The sequence below is a fragment of the Bacteroides finegoldii DSM 17565 genome, from assembly GCF_000156195.1.
Classification (GTDB): Bacteria; Bacteroidota; Bacteroidia; order Bacteroidales; family Bacteroidaceae; genus Bacteroides; species Bacteroides finegoldii.
Genome location: NZ_GG688325.1, coordinates 52145 through 71608 on the forward strand (window position 1 = coordinate 52145; position 19464 = coordinate 71608).

Sequence of the window (19464 nt, forward strand, 5' to 3'; positions counted from 1 at the left end):
CATACTACGTGTGCCTGAAACGATAAATAAGTCTATACAATCTGCAATCGGTGTTGCATTCTCCACTATATCAGAATAGATATACCGTTGTTCGTTATTCGTACAACAGTAAACTTGAAAGTCGTCTATATTTTTAATATCGTCTATATTCATACTTTGTCAGAATTACCATTAATTTTTCGATAAACGCACCTTATGGTGCAGTTCCTATTCACTATTAAATCACTGCCTAATCATCATCTAAACAATCCAGCGGATTGGGTATTTTGGCTTTATGGGCGTTCGACACGTGCAGGTAAATTGCTGTTGTTTTTATGTCGGTATGTCCCATAAGTTCCTGTATGGTTCTTAGGTCAGTCCCTTGTTCAAGTAGGTGGGTGGCAAATGTATGCCGGAGCATGTGCAGGTGTACCCGGTGCTTTATTCCGGCTTTTCTTGCCGCTTCTTTCAACACCTTAACCAGTGCGCTGGGTGAGTATTGTTCGCCCGACTGTTCGCCCTCAAAAAGCCATTTCTGCGGTCTGTATTCCCGGTAGTAAGCCCTTAATTCGTTGAGCAACTTTTCCGACAGCAAGGAATATCTGCATTTCTTCCCTTTCCCGGCAATCCTGATTAGCATACGTTCGCTGATGATGTCTTTCGGGGTAAGGTTCAAAAGTTCGCTTCGGCGTAGTCCGGCAGAGTATATAAGAGAAATCATACACCGATGTTTTCGATTGGGCAACTGTGCGAAGATGCTTTTCATTTCTTCCCGGCTTAATACTTCGGGCAACGCCTTGTACTCTTTCGCACGGGCTATCCCGCCATAATATTGCCGCCTGCCTTTCCGCACTTTCTCGTAATAGAACTTGATAGCATTGATACGCATATTCTGCTGGGTGGCGGATATATGTTTTTCCTTTACCATATGGAGCATATAGCTGTTGATGTCCTCGACCGTCAGCAGGTCAAGGTCATGCCCCTTGTGGTATTCCATGAAGTCGCTGAAATAGATTTTATAGGCTTTTATGGTGGAAAGGCTGTACCGCTTCTGTTCCAGCAGTTCCAAGTAGCCTTTCGGCAGTGTGTATTCCCTTTTGGGTTTGGGATGCCGCACGTAAACCCGGCTGTAATCAATATAGGCGTGGGGTGAATAGCGGTCGTAGAAATCCGGCAGGCTGAAAGCGGCTGACGCTATGTATGCAGAGCCGTTACCAGCCATTTCCATGCCCGTGTCTTGGGCGAGCAGCAGGGCGACAGCCTGACTGTTCGCATATTCTATCCGTATGTAGTCCGTACCGTCCCTTGTTTCTTTGTGTAGCACGATGCTTCCTCTTTGTTTCTGAACCTTATTCATGTCGCTGAATTTTGCTTCGCTCCAAAGATAAGATAAAAATACCATTATTTGAACATCTGTTCAAAAATAATCGAGGTTAAAAAAAACAAAAGAGTATCAGGCTTTAAGCAGCGAATAGATATGACGAAAATTTTCTGCCAGTTCGTCCACGTTCAAACCGTTTAGAAATGCTTGTTCGTATGACAGTCCTAAAAACATTTGCCGGAACATGATAGCCGTTTTCTTCACGTCCGTGTTGCTCCTGATTTCCCCGCTTTCTTTTGCCTTCTGTATGACTTTCTCCCATAGGTCATAGTCTTGTCGGTAGATTTTCTCAATTTTCTGCCTGATGTCCGGATAGTACATGCGCACTTGTGACAGAAAGTGAAAGTAGTAGAAGTTAGGACTACAATCATGCGGGCTGCTATTATCGCCAATTAGTTCAACAATCCTTTTCATGGAAGCGGCTACCCCCGCCACGTATTGCCCGATGAACTCCGCCAACGTATCGGCAGGAGCGGCAAACTTGTTTTCCGGTTCGTGCATTTGCAACACGTATTTGTCCGCCACAGCCATGAATAAATCCAGCTTGTGCGGAAAATAATAAACGATACCCGTTTTTGTCACCCCGCAGGCTTTGGCAAGCATGATAATGCTTGCTTTCTCGTAGTTCATCCTGACAAATACGCCGAACGCTTTATCTATTACTTCTTCACGGTTAGTTATTATCATACACGTTTGTTTTTAATCGGTTACGAAGATACGGATTTTGTTTTAAGCATTTGTACCCCAGTGCTTTTTTTTAGTGCAAGGTGCAAGTATATATTTATATATATAGCTTGCACCTTGCACTAACCCAAAAATATTTATTATCAGATATTTGCGAGTTTCAAAAGAAAGCCGTATCTTTGAACCCGAAAGTTAGGCAGACAAACAGCGGTCAAAGTTGGACAAGCCCAACATCTGAAAATCGTTACTGTTTCGTTACCTATTTGAAATTTTGAAAGCAAAGTAGCTGAAATATAAGCGGTTAGATTTGTAGGTTCAAAACCCTGTCTCTCCGCTGAAAAGCAGCAAGTTAGCTGCTTTTTTATTTTATAGGGAAGCGAATTTTCCTCTTAAGGAGAGGTGCTCGAGTGGTTGAAGAGGCACGCCTGGAAAGCGTGTATACGCCAAAAGTGTATCACGAGTTCGAATCTCGTTCTCTCCGCATTTTCATTATTTTTTTGATTATTTGATGAAAACGGCTGTCTTGATTTGTCAGGAGAGTCGTTTTTTGTGTTGTATAGAGATACCGGGAAAATAAACCTGCCTTTGGCGGGGACTTTAGGTAAATAAATGTTTATCTTCGTATTTAATAGGTAGCAAACCTAAAAAAGATATTGAAGTATGAGACGAATTTTACTGGGACTATGTTTTTTATCTTTCCTCAATAGTGCGTCCGGACAAGAAATTCCCTTGCCGGAGAGTATGCCGCAGGCTCATCCGAGAGTGCTGACTACACCGGAAGGGAAGCAGGAAACGTGGAACTTGATTAAGACCGAAGAATGGGCAAAGGATGTTTTCGATAAGCTGAGAGAGCGTACGGAGAAATATACCGATCTGACGGCCACCCGGCCGGATTGGTTGTTGTCGCGTCTGGCTATGTATTGGAAATCCCATGCTACTGAGGTATATATAAAAGGTGAAACTTTCGACCATGCGGGCGGTGAGAAAGCTCCGTATCCTACCGTGCGCTATACGGGAACACGTGGAACTGCCGCTACTCACGGCCGTCCCCGACTGGCGGATATTGTGCCGTACGATGATGATGATAACGGGAATGTGACATTCTGTAATAATGCGCTTCCCGACCGTCCTATGGAGAGTGTGCATCCGTCTAAAACCGGGCGTAACATCGAAAGTCTGAATTGTGAGATATTGGGAATCGCCCGTGATGCTGCTTTCCTCTATTGGATGACGGAGGAGGAGAAATTTGCAAAGTTGGCAGCCGGAGTGTTCGATACTTATATGACGGGTATTTATTACAGAAATGTTCCGGTTGATCTGAATCACGGCCATCAGCAGACACTGGTGGGACTGACTTCCTTTGAAGTGATCCATGAAGATGCGTTGCATATCGCTGTCCCTCTATACGACTTCCTGTATGATTATCTGAAAGCAAACTACCCGCAGAAGATGGAAATCTACGCCGGAGCATTCAAGAAATGGGCGGACAATATCATAGCGAACGGAGTGCCGCATAATAACTGGGATTTGTTGCAGGCACGGTTTATCATGAATGTGGGGCTGGTGCTGGAAGACAACAAGGCGTATGCCGACGGGAAAGGACGGGAATATTACATAGACTATGTGATGAACCGTTCCAGCATTCGTCAATGGAGCTTGACGCGTCTTGCCGAATATGGTTTTGACTCTAAAACGGGTATCTGGGCGGAATGTCCGGGATATAGCAGTGTGGTGATTAATGATTATGCCAATTTTGTGAATCAGTTTGACAACAACCTGCGATATGATTTGGTGAAGGCGATGCCTGTATTGTCGAAAGCGGTAGCGACAACCCCTCAATATCTGTTTCCCAACCGTATGATTTGCGGTTTCGGAGATACGCATCCGGGGTATCTGAACACTAATTTCTTTGTCCGTATGATACAGAATGCACAGGCAAACGGGAAGAAGGAACAGGAAGACTATTTCACTGCCTTGTTGAAATGCCTGAATCCCGGTGCCGGAAATGAGAAAGCGGAAAAGAAGAATGTGCGGGTGTCTGTCAATTCTTTTTTTGAAGATAAGCCATTGACGCTGAATCCGGAGGTGCAGGCGGGAAAGATAGAAGAATATGTCTCTCCTTTGTTCCATGCGCCTAACGTCTCTTGGCTGGTGCAGCGAAATGGTATGGATCCGCGCAGCAGTCTGATGATTTCGCAGAATGGAAGTGAGGGCAACCACATGCACGCCAACGGCATTTCTATGGAACTTTACGGAAAAGGATATGTGCTGGGACCCGATGCGGGTATCGGTCTTTTCCTGTATAGCGGGTTGGATTATGCGGAATATTATTCTCAGTTTCCGAGTCATAATACGGTTTGTGTAGATGGAATATCGAGTTATCCGGTGATGAAAAGCAATCATTCTTTTGAGTTGCTCTCCTGTTTCCCGGCTTCGGCGGAACCGGGTGGGGAGTTTACCTCTGTCACATACAGCAACCTCTATTTCCGCGAACCGGAAAGCAGGGCGGATCAGACGCGTATGATGAGTATCGTCACCACTGCTCCGGAAACGGGGTATTATGTGGATGTGTTCCGCAGTCGGAAAGAAAAAGGAGGGGACAAGATGCATGATTATTTTTATCATAATCTCGGGCAGACGCTCACATTGACCGCTGCCGACGGAACGGATCTGAATCTGCAGCCTACGGAGGAACTGGCGTTTGCCGGTGCGCATCTTTATGCCTATTCTTATTTATATGATAAGAAAGTGGCGGCTACCGGCAAGGATGTGAAAGCGACCTTTACCATTGATATGAAAGATAAGGGAGGCGATGATATATCCATGAATCTCTGGATGAAGGGAGAACCGGACCGTGAAGTCTTTACGGCTCTGTCGCCTATGACCGAAGGGTTGAGCCGTACACCCGGTATGCCTTATAATATAAAGGAGCAACCTACATTGACTTTTGTTGCCCGCCAGCATGGAGAGGCTTGGAACCGTCCTTTTGTCGCTGTTTATGAACCGAGTACACGGAAAGAGCCGTCGGCCATTCAGGCTGTGTCCTACTTTGATGCGGAGGAAACCGCTCTGACGGATTTTGCCGGAATCTGCGTGAAAAGCAAGAATGGGCGTACAGATCATATCTTCTCGCTTTCCGACGCTACGCAGACGGCTACTTATCAAGGGATGAAAGTAAAAGCGGATTATGCGGTAATCAGTAACCGGTATGCGGGAGATAACCGTACGCTGTTTATGGGTAACGGAACGCAACTGATAGCACCGGGAGTCAGTATCCGTACTTCTGTTCCCGCCAATGTTCTGCTCGAACAGAAGCAAGGGAAATGGTATATCTTGTCTTCCGCTTTTTGCACGGTGGTGATCGGCGGCAAGAAGATGAAAGTGGAAGCTGCACAGAAGACAAAAAGATGTATATCCTGTCCATAGATTGATAATATTGTAATGTATTGGCAGACTGCTAAGGAAATATTGCAATAAAAAATAAAAAAAACGTAGGCAAACGTTGTGAATACCATATTTTTTCTAATTTTGCGGTTTCTTGTCTGATTCGGAAGAAACGGACAAGAAGTCCTTATTTATATAGGGCGGATATTTAGTGGGAAATATTTAGTGGGAAAATAATTATGGTATATGCACTGAGAAATGGTCGCAGAGTGGTCGCTCTGTTGTCATTTCTGTTATTGTGTTGTGGGGTACATGTACACGCACAACGAATGGCTGTGAAAACGAACACGTTGGGATGGCTGACTGCCAGCCCTAATGTCGAGGCCGAATTTGTTTTGGGTCGTCATATCTCTCTCAATATGGGAGTCGCTGCGAATCCGATCAGTACAGACAATTTTAAAACTACTTTCACACATTTTCAGCCGGAAGTACGTTATTGGTTAAACCGTCCGATGGTGAGCCATTTTCTAGGTGTCACCGCTTTCGCGAACAATTTTAATATGCTGGTTAAAGATGTGCATCACAAAGGCGATGCGCTGGCAGTCGGTTTGACGTACGGTTATGCTTGGGTGCTGAACGATCATTGGAATATTGAGGCGACGGCAGGTATCGGGGTGATGCGCTACCGTCAGTTTAAGTACGACAAGGGTGCTCCGAAACCGGATGCGGCGAATGACAGTAAGACAACGCTGGCGCCAGTGAAGCTGGGAGTGTCTTTTGTGTATATTATCCGGTAACGGAACGAACATTTATAGTTAGAAAAGAGAATGAAAATCAATTGTAAACGTGATAGATTAATCGGAATCCTCCTGGCAGCCATGCTGCTACTCGGTGCGGATGCGTACGCCCAACGTATGCGTGTGCAAGGACACGTCACCAACCAACAGGGAAAAAGCATTCCGAACGTGAATATTATAGATCCTGTGACGAATGAACGCATTGAAATCTCCGATGAGGACGGACGCTACAGTGTGCTGGCGGAACGACACGGATCGTTGAAATATACTTGTGTCGGGTATGAAGACAAGACGGTCAAGGTGGGCGGAAAGCAGATTATCAACGTGGTGCTCAAAGATGCGGTCATTGAACTTGACGAGGTGATTGTGATTTCAAAAGTGAAGGATAAAGTGGTGCCCGAGCCTACGGACATTGAGATAAAAGGCAATTACTTCCATCTGAAAACCCGTGTGCCGGTGCCTAAGGAGATGTTCACTTCCAACCGCCGTTTGGTGTTGCAACCTTCTATCTATGATGTGACACAGAAGAAGCGTTTGCTGTTACGTCCCGTGGTGTTCGACGGAGGTACGTATAATACTACCCAGCGGCGTATGTATGATTATAATATCGAACAGGACCCGCTGCACGAATACATACAGGTGAAGACTACTTCCTCGCGGAACGGGGATATTATCGCCTATCATGATTCTATCTATATAGAGTATCTGCAACATGATTATCGTGCGGATGTACATCTTGCGATGGAGAATTACCGTGCTATTATCTATCGGGATTCTTTCTCTATCGCACGCGGTACTGTCAATCCGTTGCGTTTCCTGGAATATAAATTCTCCGCTTTCAATCTGACGGATAAGAAATATCTCCCCAAACCTGTGATGCAATTGAGGGATACCAAAGGAGAAGTCAACTTGACTTTCGTTGTGGGAAAAGCTGATCTGGATGATAAGAATCCACAGAATCAGGTGGAACTGAATCGCTTGAATCAAGAGTTGCACGCTATCGAGATGAATCCGGAGGCTTCATTGAAAAGTTTCCATATTACGGGTGTCGCTTCACCGGACGGTTCGTATGAATTGAATCTGCGACTGGCTAAGTTGCGTACGGACAAGGCGCTGGACCGTATCTTGTCGCAACTCGACCCGGAGACCCGCAAACTTCTGGAGGTGAAATCGGACGCGTCGGTCGCTTCGTGGAAAGAAGTGGCGGAGTTGCTGCGGAAAGATTCTGGACAGGATACGGCCGACGAGATCACGGAATTGATTAAGCGATACGGAGAAAAGAATTACCAGTTGAATCGCGCGCTGAAATCGAAACCTTTTTATAAGGAGGTTGCTGCTGTGTATCTGCCTAAGTTGAGAAAAGTGCAGTACACTTACGGATATTCTATTTTCCGTTCTTTGACGGATGAGGAAATTATGCAGCTCTATAAGAAAGATCCGAAGGAGCTGACACGTTTTGAATATTACCGGATGATTGCAACGGCTAAAACGCCGGATGAAAAAGAGAGGTATTGTAAAGAAGCTCTTGAATTGTACGATAACTTTACGTATGCGGCGAATGAGCTGGCTGTGTTGAATATTCAGAAAGATACGCCGGACTCCAAGATTCTTGAACCGTTCGTCAGCAAGTCGGCTCCGGTGGAATTGCTTTCCAATCAGGCGATTGCCCTGTTGCATGAAGGTAAATATACGAAGGCCGATTCTGTGTTGACACTGCTTCCGGAGGGAGTTGTTGCCGATGATTTGCAGGCGATCGTTCAGGCGATGGCAGGCTATTACGACGATGCGTTTGAGAAAGTGGCGGCTACCAGCCCTTTCAATGAAGTGATCATGTTGCTGGCGATGAAGAAGAATAAGGAAGCATGGGAGAAGGCTTCGCAGCTGGATACGGGCTCGGCTCGCGAGTATTATGTGAAGGCTATCGCTGCCAACCGTATGGAAAAGGTGGGTGAAGCACTTATGTATATTGAGAAAGCTTTGGAACTGGATCCTTCCTTGCTGGAGACCGCGAGAGTGGACGGTGACATTATTGACCTGTTGCCCGAAGAGCAGAAAATAAAGAATGATAATACAACGAAAGAGTAAATGATGGATATCCTTAGAATCAAAAATAAATATGCGGCAGTGGCATTGTTCTTGATGTTGTCTGTTGCTTTGCAGGCACAGGATTATGGTGCATTGAAATATATGTTGCAGAAAAGACCTGCCAATGAGAGGTTTGAAAGTAATAAATTCAATGAACACCTCTTTTTCTCTGCCGGGCTGGGACCTTACGGTTTGCTGACGAGCGGAGGACAGGATGGCATGGGAATGACAGCCAATGCTTTTATAGGCAAATGGTTCACTCCTGTTCACGGGGCGCGTCTGGGAGCGACTTTGGGCTATTTGCCGTCGGAAGTATATAACAGTAAGATAAAAATGGTAGGAGGCAGCTTCGACTACCTGCTGAATATATCTTCTCTTACATTCGGATACAACGAACAGCGCAGGTTCGAACTTTTGGGTATAGCGGGAGTTGAAGCCGGCTATTCCAGGGCCAATGACAATTCGGCCGGTGATAATCCGGCTGTGAAGAATGGACATGAGTTCTATTATGGTGTCCGTATGGGATTGCAGGGGAATATCCGTCTTTCACGGACACTCGATTTATTTGTCGAACCCCGAATCGGATGGTACAACGATGGATTGGGGCATACGGAAAGTTGGAGAAACTATAAAATGGGAGGATCGGTCTTGGTGGGTCTGACCTATATGCCTGCTGCGGCGATGGGTAGGAAGATTCATTTTGACAACTTCGATAACAGCTCATTCCTCAATCATATGTTTGTCTCGTTGTCCGGTGGAATCAGTACGCTGAAAATGCCGGGGATAAAGAATACACTCAAAGGATTCGGACCGCAGTTCTCTGCCGGAATCGGTAAATGGTTCAGTCCGTCGTCGGGAGTACGCTTGTCCGGAACCGTTGGCTACAGCGATACGCCTGCCGGTAGTGCGAGCAGCTATTTCAAGCATATAGACCTGCATGCCGATTATTTGCTGAATATCAATAATATACTTTGGGGATATGACGAACAGAGGCTTTTCACTTTGATCGGTATAGCCGGTGTCAATCTGTCCGGGACAAAAGGAGTGGCGCAGACAGCCAAGTATGCACCGGGATTGGGTATCGGGCTTCAAGGAAGTTTCCGGTTGAACCGTTCCGTAGATTTGTTTGTGGAACCCCGCCTTAATGTTTATCAGAAGAGATATGCCGGTGGATGTGGTTTCGGTAGTACAGACCAGCTCGGAGAACTGAACTTCGGTGTGACGTATCACACAATAGACCGTGCAGCCCGTCCTCAGAATGGATTCTCAAGCAATCATATTGCCGACAATCTATTCATGACGTCAGGTATCGGGGCACAGTTATTCCTGAATAAGACTAATCTGAAACATCTCGCTGCATGGGGACCGCAACTTTCCGCTTCTATCGGAAAATGGTTTACTCCGTATTCCGGTCTGCGACTGGTAGGGACGGGAGGTTTCTTCTCCAATTATTTGCTTCCGACAGATATGGAGGCGGAGAGACTCAGACATATCACCGTAACCGGAGGATTGGATTATTTATGGAATATCACTTCTACCATGAGCGGATATGATCCGGAACGTATTTTTGAACTGATCGGTTCGGTAGGATTTAATCTGGCTTATACGTCGAATTCAGAGCATAAGTTCCAGCCGGGACTCAATGCGGGGGTACAGGGAGTATGGCACATCAATGATTTCTTCGGTTTGTATCTCGAACCGCAAATCCGCCTGTATCGTGATAAGTTTATCGAAGGAAATCTGGGTTTCATACAGAAGGATGTGATGGTGGGGATCAATGCCGGTTTCCATTATCGTTTTGTTCCTTATTCCAAAGCGGCCAATCGCAGTGTGTTTGAGAAAGATGACAAACGGTATTTCATATCGGGAGCATTGGGCGTAAGCAGTCTGCTGGTTGCCAATCGGGATTTGGTAAAGAATATGGGGGTGGAAGCTAAGGGTAGTATCGGAAAATGGTATACTCCGCTTTCTGCATGGCGTGTGAACGGAACAATCATGTATAAGGCGAAAACACCGGATAAGTTGAATCTTCATTATGCTGGGTTAGGAATGGATTATATGATGAGTCTCGCTACTTTGGCGAAGGGATATAGCCGGGATCACGCGATAGATGTTGTTCCTTTTGTCGGAGTGACAGCCGGATTGGTACGTCGTAGAGGTGAATTTAAAGCAGTTCCGGGAATTGACGCCGGTGCGCAAGTCAAACTGAAACTGGGCTCTTCCCTCGATTTCTATGTGGAACCCAAAGTAGGCATTCGCACGGACACGTATGATGGTATGGATCAGGGAAGACCCGACCGCGTTACTTCTATGGTGGGAGGATTGATTTACAAGTTTAAAATGCCTACTTTTAAATAAAGTTAGCATTCTACTTACAAAAATACAGCTGTATATTCGATAAAAACAAATTCAAGAGTGAAAGTTTTGTCGCTCTTTATTTGATTTTGCCTGCTGACTGTTATCTTTGTTTCAAAATAATAGTGGAGTAGGATAAGGGGATTTCATTTTTCGTTCGTACTAATAATAGTACTACAAAAAAGAAAACTATGAAGATTCGAATATGCATATTGATTATTATATGGGGGATATTATATCCGGAGTATCTGAGCTCGCAGGAATCCCCTTACGTATTCCGCCAGATCGGAGTTGTCGAAGGATTACCGGATAACTATGTAAAAAGCGTTTTTCCCATTTCCGACGGACGTATCGGTGTGCGAAGTACTGTGTTATTAAGCCTGTATGACGGTGCGAACTATTCAAATTTTCCTTTCAATATTCATGGTGAATATCCGATAGTATATAACCACATCATTCCCGAACAATATATTGATACCGATAAACGTTTGTGGATGAAAGAACGTAAAAGCCTGCGCGTTTTTGATTTGACTACCGAACAGTATATCTATAATGTAGATTCGCTGTTTCTTCAGTTCGGGCTGAAAGATAGGGTGGAGGATCTGATTATTGATTCCGAGAAGCGTTATTGGTTTCTCACGCCGGGATCTTCTGTCTATACGTATGATACGGAAACGAAATCGGCAGAATTGGTTTGCAGGAATGATGAGTTTATGGAATATTATGGCGGACTGTTGGGAATAGAAAGTCACGGCAACTATAGTTGGATGGTGCATCAGAAAGGGGCTATCCGTTGCTATGATTGGGAGAAGAAACGTTTTATTCAGGAACTCGATTTCTTGAAAGGACAGCTGAAACCGGATGACCGTGTTGTCTTACGGATACTCGATAACGGTGACTTCTGGCTAATGTGGGATCGGGGGATAGGTTACTATGATGTTTATAATAAAAAATGGAACCCGATTTCAAGTATCCGGTTGGGACATTATTCATGGTTCACCTCAATGGATGTGGATAAAGGTGGAAATGCATGGGTAGGAACCGTTATCGATGGATTTTATGTAATTGATATGCATAATTTCTCCATAACTCACACATTGGATATACCTTTGTTGTCAGGCAACAGAGTGAGAAATGCAGTTCAGAGCATTTATTGCGATCATGAGAATAATTCCGTCTGGATGGGGCTTTACAATCAGGGAATGTGCTATTACCATCCCAGCATGAACAAGATAATGCTGTGTAATAAGAAAATGATTCGCGGAGACTGGAAAGGAGAGGAGATCCGTTGTATGTTGGAGACTTCGAAAGGCGAGATTCTCATGGGAACCGCTTCGGGACTGTATCGTTACGAACCGGCAACACGGAGCTTGAACAGGCTGTATAATGAATTCAATCAAAAGAATTGCCGTGTCCTCTACGAAGACAAAGAAAACCGTATCTGGGTGGGGACCTATCATGACGGATTATATTGTATAGAACACGGGAAAGTAAGATCTTATGACTATCCGGACACGGATTATCAGAATGAGTTGGATTTCAGTAATATACGTGTTATGGTTGAGGATCCTTCCGGACGGTTGTGGGTGAGTATATACGGAGGTGTAGGCTTGTTCAATCCGGAGAATGGGCAGATAAAACTATTATCCGAACAGTTTCCCGAGCTGAAGAAATATAAAGTAGCCAATGCGTTGGCTATTGACGACCGGTCCCGATTGGTAGTGGGTAGCGATAATGGCTTGTATATCTATGATCCTGCAAAAAATACAATCTGGATATCCGAACAGGATGGACAAGCCAATTCAATCTTTAATCAAGGAAGTATGAAGTATAACCAGATATTGAAAGATCATGAAGGTACTTTATGGTTTGCTACCCAATACGGTTTGAATGTCCTTACCCATCATGGGCAAAGTTATACATTGGGTAAAGAAGAAGGGTTGTCACAAGCTATCCTGAATGTGGTGGAAGATAAAAATCATGATATATGGATATCGACAGTCACTTCTATCTATAAGATAAAAGTAGACCGTAAGACAGATAAATACAGTTTTCACGTTGTCAGTTATTTGTCCGAAGATGAGATCCGGCAGGATGATTTATATAGCTTTCCTTCTCTGATAACCCGTGACAATCAACTCTTCTTAGGCTTGATGAATGGATTTATTGTCTTTTCTCCTGAGAATATGGTTGATAACCAATGCCTCAATCGGCCTTTATTCACTTCATTCCGCCTGTTCAATGTTCCGGTAGTGTCGGGAGAGGAATATAATGGGCGCATATTGTTTGACAAAGCATTGAGTTATTCGGATGCAGTGCAATTGGAATATGATGAGAATTATGTAACACTTGAATTTTCGGGACTGAACTTCTCTAATCCTTCTCAGACTTCTTTTCGTTATCAGTTGGAAGGCTTTGATAAAGAATGGATTGAAACATCGTTTGAGAATGGACAGGGACGTGTTGTGTATAATAATCTTCCGTCTGGCGAATATGTTTTCCGTGTGTCCGCAGCCGGAAACGACCGGATATGGGGACCGGAGTCTGAATTCAGAATTGTGATTCATCCTCCGTTTTGGGATACATTGGCTGCCCGCATCCTCTATGCCGTTTTGGGTATTTTGTTGGTCTTCGGTCTTATTTATGTGATTAACCGCCGTAATCATCGGAAAATGATCCGTATGCAAGAGGAAGAAGCCCTGAAACAAAAAGAAGAATTAGATCAGATGAAATTCCGTTTCTTTACCAATATCAGTCATGAGCTGCGTACTCCGCTGACACTGATTATCACTCCGTTGGATATGATGATACGCCGTTTGACGGATGATGCAATGAAGAAACAACTGAATACTATCTATAAGAATGCCCAAAACCTGTTGTCATTGGTAAATCAATTACTGGATTTTCGTAAACTTGAAATGAAGGGTGAGAGATTGCATTTGATGAATGGCGATATGGAGGAGTTTATTGTTTCTGCCTACAATAATTTTATGCCGATGGCTGTAGAGAAGCATCTTAACTTTGTAAACCAGTCGGAACACAGAGCGCTTTATATGTTTTTCGATCGGGATAAAGTACATAAAATTGTAAATAATCTCTTGTCCAATGCCTTTAAGTACACTCCAGAGGGAGGAACCGTGAACTTATTACTTGCGACGGAGGAAGTGGAAGGGAGAAACTATGTGAGAATATCGGTATCCGACACAGGAATCGGAATATCCGAGTCCGATCTTCCCTACATCTTTGACCGTTTCTATCAGGTTGGCAATGAAGGGGATGAAAAGATAGGCAGTGGTATCGGACTCCATCTGGTCAGGGAATATGTGAATATTCACGGTGGGCGTATAAAGGTTGACAGTCAGATGGATCGCGGGTCGGTCTTCACCGTTTGGTTACCTATGGATTTGACACCTGAACCGGATGAACTGCCGGATGAAATAACTGATATGGAATCGACGGGTATGAAAGAAAAGGAAACCGTTGTATCTGCGTCAGATGAGAATATAAAGAAATTGTTGTTGGTAGAAGATAATCAAGAGTTCCGTACTTTCCTGAAAGAGCAGTTGGAAGATTTTTATCAAATCATTGAAGCGGCGGATGGTGAAGAAGGGGAAAGAAAGGCGATTGAAGAAAATCCCGATCTCATTATCAGTGATATCATGATGCCGAAAGTGGATGGTATCGAACTTTGCCGCCGAATCAAGACGAACGTGCAGACATCCCATATACCTGTGATATTATTGACAGCCCGTACTGCCGATGATATCAAGATAAACAGCTACGAAGTAGGAGCCGACTCTTATATGTCGAAACCTTTCAACTTTGATATGCTGATGGTACGCATTGAGAAGTTGATAGAACAGCAGGAAAGGAGGAAACAGGAATTCCGTAAGAATATAGAAGTAAATCCGAGTGCTATCACAATTACTTCCGTAGACGAGCAATTGATACAGAAATGCTTGGAATACATAGAAAAGAACATGGACAATCCGGAATATGGTGTAGAGGAGTTGAGTGGCGATTTGGGGATGGTACGCATGAGTCTTTATCGTAAGCTGCAATCCATAACCGGACATACCCCGACGGACTTTATCCGCAGTATCCGTTTGAAACGGGCAGCGCAATTATTGCAAGGAAGCCGATTGCCGATCATCGAAATAGCGAATCGGGTAGGATTCAGCTCTTCCAGTTATTTCTCGAAGTGTTTTAAAGAAATGTTTGGGATGTTGCCTAAGCAATATGCAGAAGAGACTGGAAAAAAAGAATGACATTATAGTTACGTTTATTAGTTTAATTATTACATTTGTGCCAATTTATAATAAATAGTGATATGAAAGTATTAGTTTTAATTTCATTGGTAGGAGGTTTGTTGTTGTCCTCTTGCGGAGGTAGTTCAAAAAATAGTGCGAACAGTCAGGAAGTAAATCCGGCAGATACAATTTATCTGGGTGATTTACGTGAGAAGTTTGCAGGGGATAGTATTTTCTTTAAAGTAGTGGCTCCGGATCTGATGTTGATGGATTATCAATATTTCTGGGCAGCGACGGAATCGGATGCAATAGAAAAAGGTCTGACGAAAGAATATTATAAGCGCGTCAAGAAAGAAATCACCGAAACAAATGAGGCCATTAAAAAAGGTGTCATGAAAGGTGCGGATGTGAAACGTATTCCGGATTTTCAGGCTGCGCAGTAAAGCAAATACCAGAGATAATCTGCATCTGTGGCGAATCATGCCACAGACTTATGCAAAGTACAGAACAGGGGAGTCGCCAAATGTAACGGCCTCCCCTTTTTTTTGTTACTATGAAACCTGCATTTATGCCGATGGAATGGGGATATTTTGCAAAAAAACACGCTTGTTACCATAGTTTTGTTTTCTGTTACTTTTGTGCTATTTGTTTTTAAAACTTGTTTTTACTTTTGTAACATCGTTAAACGGATAAATTTAATGCCATGAGTAAACAACAAGCTACATTTGACGACTTCTTTTCAGAGTGCTACCTGAAATATCGGGAGCATATCAAAAACTATATCGCTCTTCGTATTTGCCGTCCGTATGAAGCGGAAGATTTGGCACAGGATGTTTTTGTCCGCTTGTGGGAATACAGAATGTTTGTAAAACCCGACACTGTCTGGTCTTTGCTTTTTACGATTGCCCGTAATATTGTGACTGATCAGATACGCCGTTATTATAAGCAGGAAGATTTTGTTGCTTATATATATAATAAGGTGAACGACTCTGATAGAAACACGACGGAGGATGTAATCTGTTATCGTGAACTGAAAGAAAAGCATGAGGAGGTGGTGAAAAGTCTTCCTGCCAAGCGCCGCCGGATTTACGAGTTGAGTTTTAATCATGAGCTATCTTGCCCTGCTATTGCAGGAAAATTGTCTTTGTCTCCTCGTACGGTAGAGTGTCAGTTATTGTTGGCGCGTAAGACTGTACGTGGTTGTTTGCGGAATGAATTTTCCCAAGTCGGTTAAATACCGTCTCGGAATAAAGCATATTAACTTTAATAATTTAATAGTATTATGGAAATTAAATCCAAATTCTTATGTAGTAGAGGAGTTGCATTGGCTTTTGCCATATTGCTGGGTGGTTCACCCGGTGTATTGCTCTATGCGAATGATTCTGTAGAAGAGAGTTTGACTGTAGCCCAGACAGGACGTACTATCAAAGGATTTGTTACAGATGTGAATGGCGAACCGCTGATTGGTTGTAATGTAGTGGTTGTAGGAAGTAATGCAGGAGTAATTACCGACATCGACGGTCGGTTTGCATTGAACGTGCCTGCGGATGCTAAGCAAATAAAGATTAGCTATATCGGTTATGTAGACCAGATTATTACTCTTCATGACCGTTCGGATTTTAAGGTTGTACTGAAAGAAGACAATAATGCATTGGATGAGGTAGTTGTTGTTGGTTACGGTACACAAAAGAAAGCTACTTTGACGGGTGCGGTAGAACAAGTAAGTAGTAAGGTTTTGGAAAGTCGTGCCATCACCAATGTTGGTGCAGCTTTACAAGGAGCTACTCCGGGTTTGGTTGTTACCCGTTCCAGCTCACGTCCGGGTAATGAAGGATTGAATTTCCAGATTCGTGGTGCGACATCTGTAAATGGTGGGAAAGTCTTGATTATAGTGGATGGAGTCCCTACACTGAATGATGCCTCTTTCCAGAATCTGAATCCGGATGATATAGAAAGTATCAGTGTGTTGAAAGATGGTTCTGCTTCTATTTACGGTGCTAAGGCTGCCAACGGTGTGATTCTGGTAACAACGAAAAAAGGTAAGGGAAAGGTGACAGTAGACTATAATTTCAATATGCGTTTCACGACTAACGGTATCATGGCTTTCTCTCCAAGTATGGAGGAATATGCTACTATGTGGATTGAAGCGAATAAAGAACAGAAAACAAAAGACTGGTGGAACTGGACTTCTGAAGAGAATATGTTGAAAATGCAACAGGGAATCTCCGGTATTTATCATACGAATGCTAAAGACTGGGGATATGATCTCTTCATCGGAGATGCCAATCGTTTGGAGGAGATGTTTGCACGTCGTTTTTCTTATCAGCATAATTTAAGTTTATCAGGTTCTAATGAGAAAACAGATTATCGTATATCTTTAGCATATGCAGATAATCAGGCAAACTTGGCGACAGCGTATGATGGCCAAAAACAGTTGAATCTGCGTTTAAATTATGGAATCAGACTTACTGACTGGTTTAAATTGGAAACATCGGCTAGTATGATTAAGACTGACACTGAGTCACCTTCTGCCGGTATTGATACATCTTTATATGGAAACGAACCTCCGTTTTTCCCTGCTAAAAATCCCTATGGGCAGTGGTATGCCAATTTTGGTAAAGTTGGAGACCGTCAACCTGTAGCTGCAACCTCTGATGGCGGGCGTGACGAACGCATGAACTTGACTACTCGTGTTGATGTGAAAGCCATTGTTGATATTTGGAAAGGAATCAGTTTTGAAGGTATGGCTTCATTCCAAAATGAAGAATATCGTCGTGACCGTTATGTGATTCCTGTACAGACATATGATTGGTTTGGAAATCCTGCCGATAAAGTTGTGAGCAATACAAATCAGTCATTGATTTATCCGACAGATGTATTGAATATTAAGGATATTCATAATCCTGCTTATTTGATGCAGGCCAATAATATGCAATATCAGTATTATTCTGCCTTACTGAAATACAAACGTACTTTTGCGAAAGTGCATAATGTTGAGGCGATGGCTGGTATCAATGCTGAAAAGTGGGTACAGAAAAAGATGGTAACAGCCCGTGAGAAGATGGAAGATACAGGTGTGTATGATTTGAATCTTGCTTCCGGTGCACAAGGAAATGGAGGAGGTAAGACCCACAACGGTTCTTACTCTTACATTATGAAGTTGAATTATAATTATGCTGAAAAGTATTTGATTGAATTGATCGGACGTCGTGACGGAAATTCTAAGTTCGCAAAGGGACATAAATTTAAAAACTTTGTTTCGGTATCCGGAGGTTGGGTCTTTACGGAAGAGAACTTTTTAAAAGCTATTACTCCTGTTGTTAATTTTGGAAAATTACGTCTCAGCTACGGTAACTCCGGAAATGATGCGGGATTGGGAGATTTTGACTATTTAGTTGCTGTAACACAAGGAAGTACTGTCTTTGGTTATTCTCCTGCAGCACAGGTAAGTACTGGTTTGGGGAATAATGGTATTATCAGTCTTGATCGTACGTGGGAACGGGTAGAGCAGAAAAATGTTGGTATTGACTTGCACTTTTTCAATAGTCGCCTGACTACTTCTTTCGACTACTTCATTAAAGATAATATCGGTATGCTGTCGGAAGTCACTTATCCCGGTGTACTGGGAGGCAAATCTCCGAAAACCAATAGTGGACATCTGAATGTAAAAGGTTGGGAATTTACTATCGGATGGCGTGATCAGATTAAAGACTTCTCTTATTATGCTAATTTCAATATCGGAGATACTAAAAGCAAATTGGAAGAACTGACGGGAGCAGACGGATATGGAGCAGGAGTGAATAAGACTGTCAATGGTTATCCTTTGAATGCATTCTTCCTTTATCGTACAGATGGATACTTTAAGGATCAAGCGGAAGTAGACCGTTATTATGCGTTGTATGCCGAGCAGGTAGGAGCACTAAATAATGTAGGAAAGGGAACGGTTGCCGAACTTCGTCCCGGTGATACTAAACGTCTTGACTTGAACGGTGATTATAAGATTACTGATCTTGGTAATGCCGATAGCGACCTTCAGTATATTGGAGATGCCAATCCGCATTTTGTATATGGTCTTACAGTTGGCGCATCGTGGAAAGGTATTGATGTCAGCGCAATGTTTCAAGGAGTTGCCAAACAATATATTATGCGTAATGATTGGATGGCTTATCCTTTCCGTACAATCTACACAAACCAGAATCCGACTTTTCTCGGACAAACTTGGACGGAAGATCATAAAGATGCCAGATATCCGCGTCTGACAAATAATACAAACCGCTCTGCCTGGAATTACCAGAATAACGACTTCATGTTGCAGAATAGTCGTTATATCCGTCTGAAGACATTGGTGGTAGGATACACATTGCCACAGATATGGACACGTAAAGTGAAATTGGAGAAAGTCCGTCTTTATTTCTCAGGTAACGACCTTTGGGAGGCTACTAGTATTCGTGACGGTTTTGACCCGGAAATGGGTTCCGCTTCCAATACGAGCGGATATCCTTTTGCCCGTACTTGGTCATTCGGACTTAATGTTACTTTATAATCAACC

10 protein-coding genes and 1 tRNA gene are annotated in these 19464 nt (G+C 43.5%); 9 read left to right on the plus strand and 2 right to left on the minus strand.

Annotated features, from left to right (window positions below):
* Positions 1–229: 229 nt before the first annotated feature.
* Positions 230–1336, minus strand: a complete 1107-nt coding sequence (locus BACFIN_RS08415) for a tyrosine-type recombinase/integrase (protein ID WP_032532373.1) — start codon at positions 1334–1336, stop codon at positions 230–232.
* 96 nt (positions 1337–1432) lie between these two features.
* Positions 1433–2047, minus strand: a complete 615-nt coding sequence (locus tag BACFIN_RS08410; protein ID WP_007754216.1) for a TetR/AcrR family transcriptional regulator — start codon at positions 2045–2047, stop codon at positions 1433–1435.
* Between the two features lie 390 nt (positions 2048–2437).
* Here BACFIN_RS08410 and BACFIN_RS08405 point away from each other — a divergent pair.
* The 9 genes from BACFIN_RS08405 (at position 2438) to BACFIN_RS08365 (ending at position 19458) form a co-directional block, all read left to right on the plus strand.
* A tRNA-Ser gene (locus tag BACFIN_RS08405) sits at positions 2438–2525 on the plus strand.
* Positions 2526–2704: 179 nt separating this feature from the next.
* Positions 2705–5470 carry a heparinase II/III domain-containing protein gene (locus BACFIN_RS08400; protein ID WP_032839650.1) on the plus strand — a complete coding sequence of 922 codons (2766 nt, stop codon included), beginning with the start codon at positions 2705–2707 and terminating at the stop codon, positions 5468–5470.
* A gap of 197 nt (positions 5471–5667) precedes the next feature.
* Positions 5668–6225, plus strand: a complete 558-nt coding sequence (locus tag BACFIN_RS08395; RefSeq protein ID WP_032839651.1) for a DUF3575 domain-containing protein — start codon at positions 5668–5670, stop codon at positions 6223–6225.
* A gap of 30 nt (positions 6226–6255) precedes the next feature.
* Entirely contained in the window at positions 6256–8310 is a 2055-nt protein-coding gene (locus BACFIN_RS08390; RefSeq protein WP_007754225.1) for a tetratricopeptide repeat protein, read from the plus strand.
* A gap of 3 nt (positions 8311–8313) precedes the next feature.
* The gene (locus tag BACFIN_RS08385) at positions 8314–10668 is read left to right on the plus strand and encodes a hypothetical protein (protein ID WP_032839672.1); all 2355 of its coding nucleotides are present in this window, start codon (positions 8314–8316) and stop codon (positions 10666–10668) included.
* Between the two features lie 188 nt (positions 10669–10856).
* Positions 10857–14933 (plus strand): hybrid sensor histidine kinase/response regulator transcription factor, encoded by a 4077-nt coding sequence (locus BACFIN_RS08380; RefSeq protein ID WP_007754232.1) that lies wholly within the window; start codon positions 10857–10859, stop codon positions 14931–14933.
* A gap of 62 nt (positions 14934–14995) precedes the next feature.
* Entirely contained in the window at positions 14996–15358 is a 363-nt protein-coding gene (locus BACFIN_RS08375) for a hypothetical protein (protein WP_007754242.1), read from the plus strand.
* Positions 15359–15618: 260 nt separating this feature from the next.
* Complete coding sequence (locus BACFIN_RS08370; RefSeq protein WP_007754243.1) at positions 15619–16149, plus strand: sigma-70 family RNA polymerase sigma factor; 531 nt, start codon at positions 15619–15621, stop codon at positions 16147–16149.
* A gap of 48 nt (positions 16150–16197) precedes the next feature.
* Entirely contained in the window at positions 16198–19458 is a 3261-nt protein-coding gene (locus BACFIN_RS08365; protein ID WP_007754244.1) for a SusC/RagA family TonB-linked outer membrane protein, read from the plus strand.
* Positions 19459–19464: the final 6 nt, after the last annotated feature.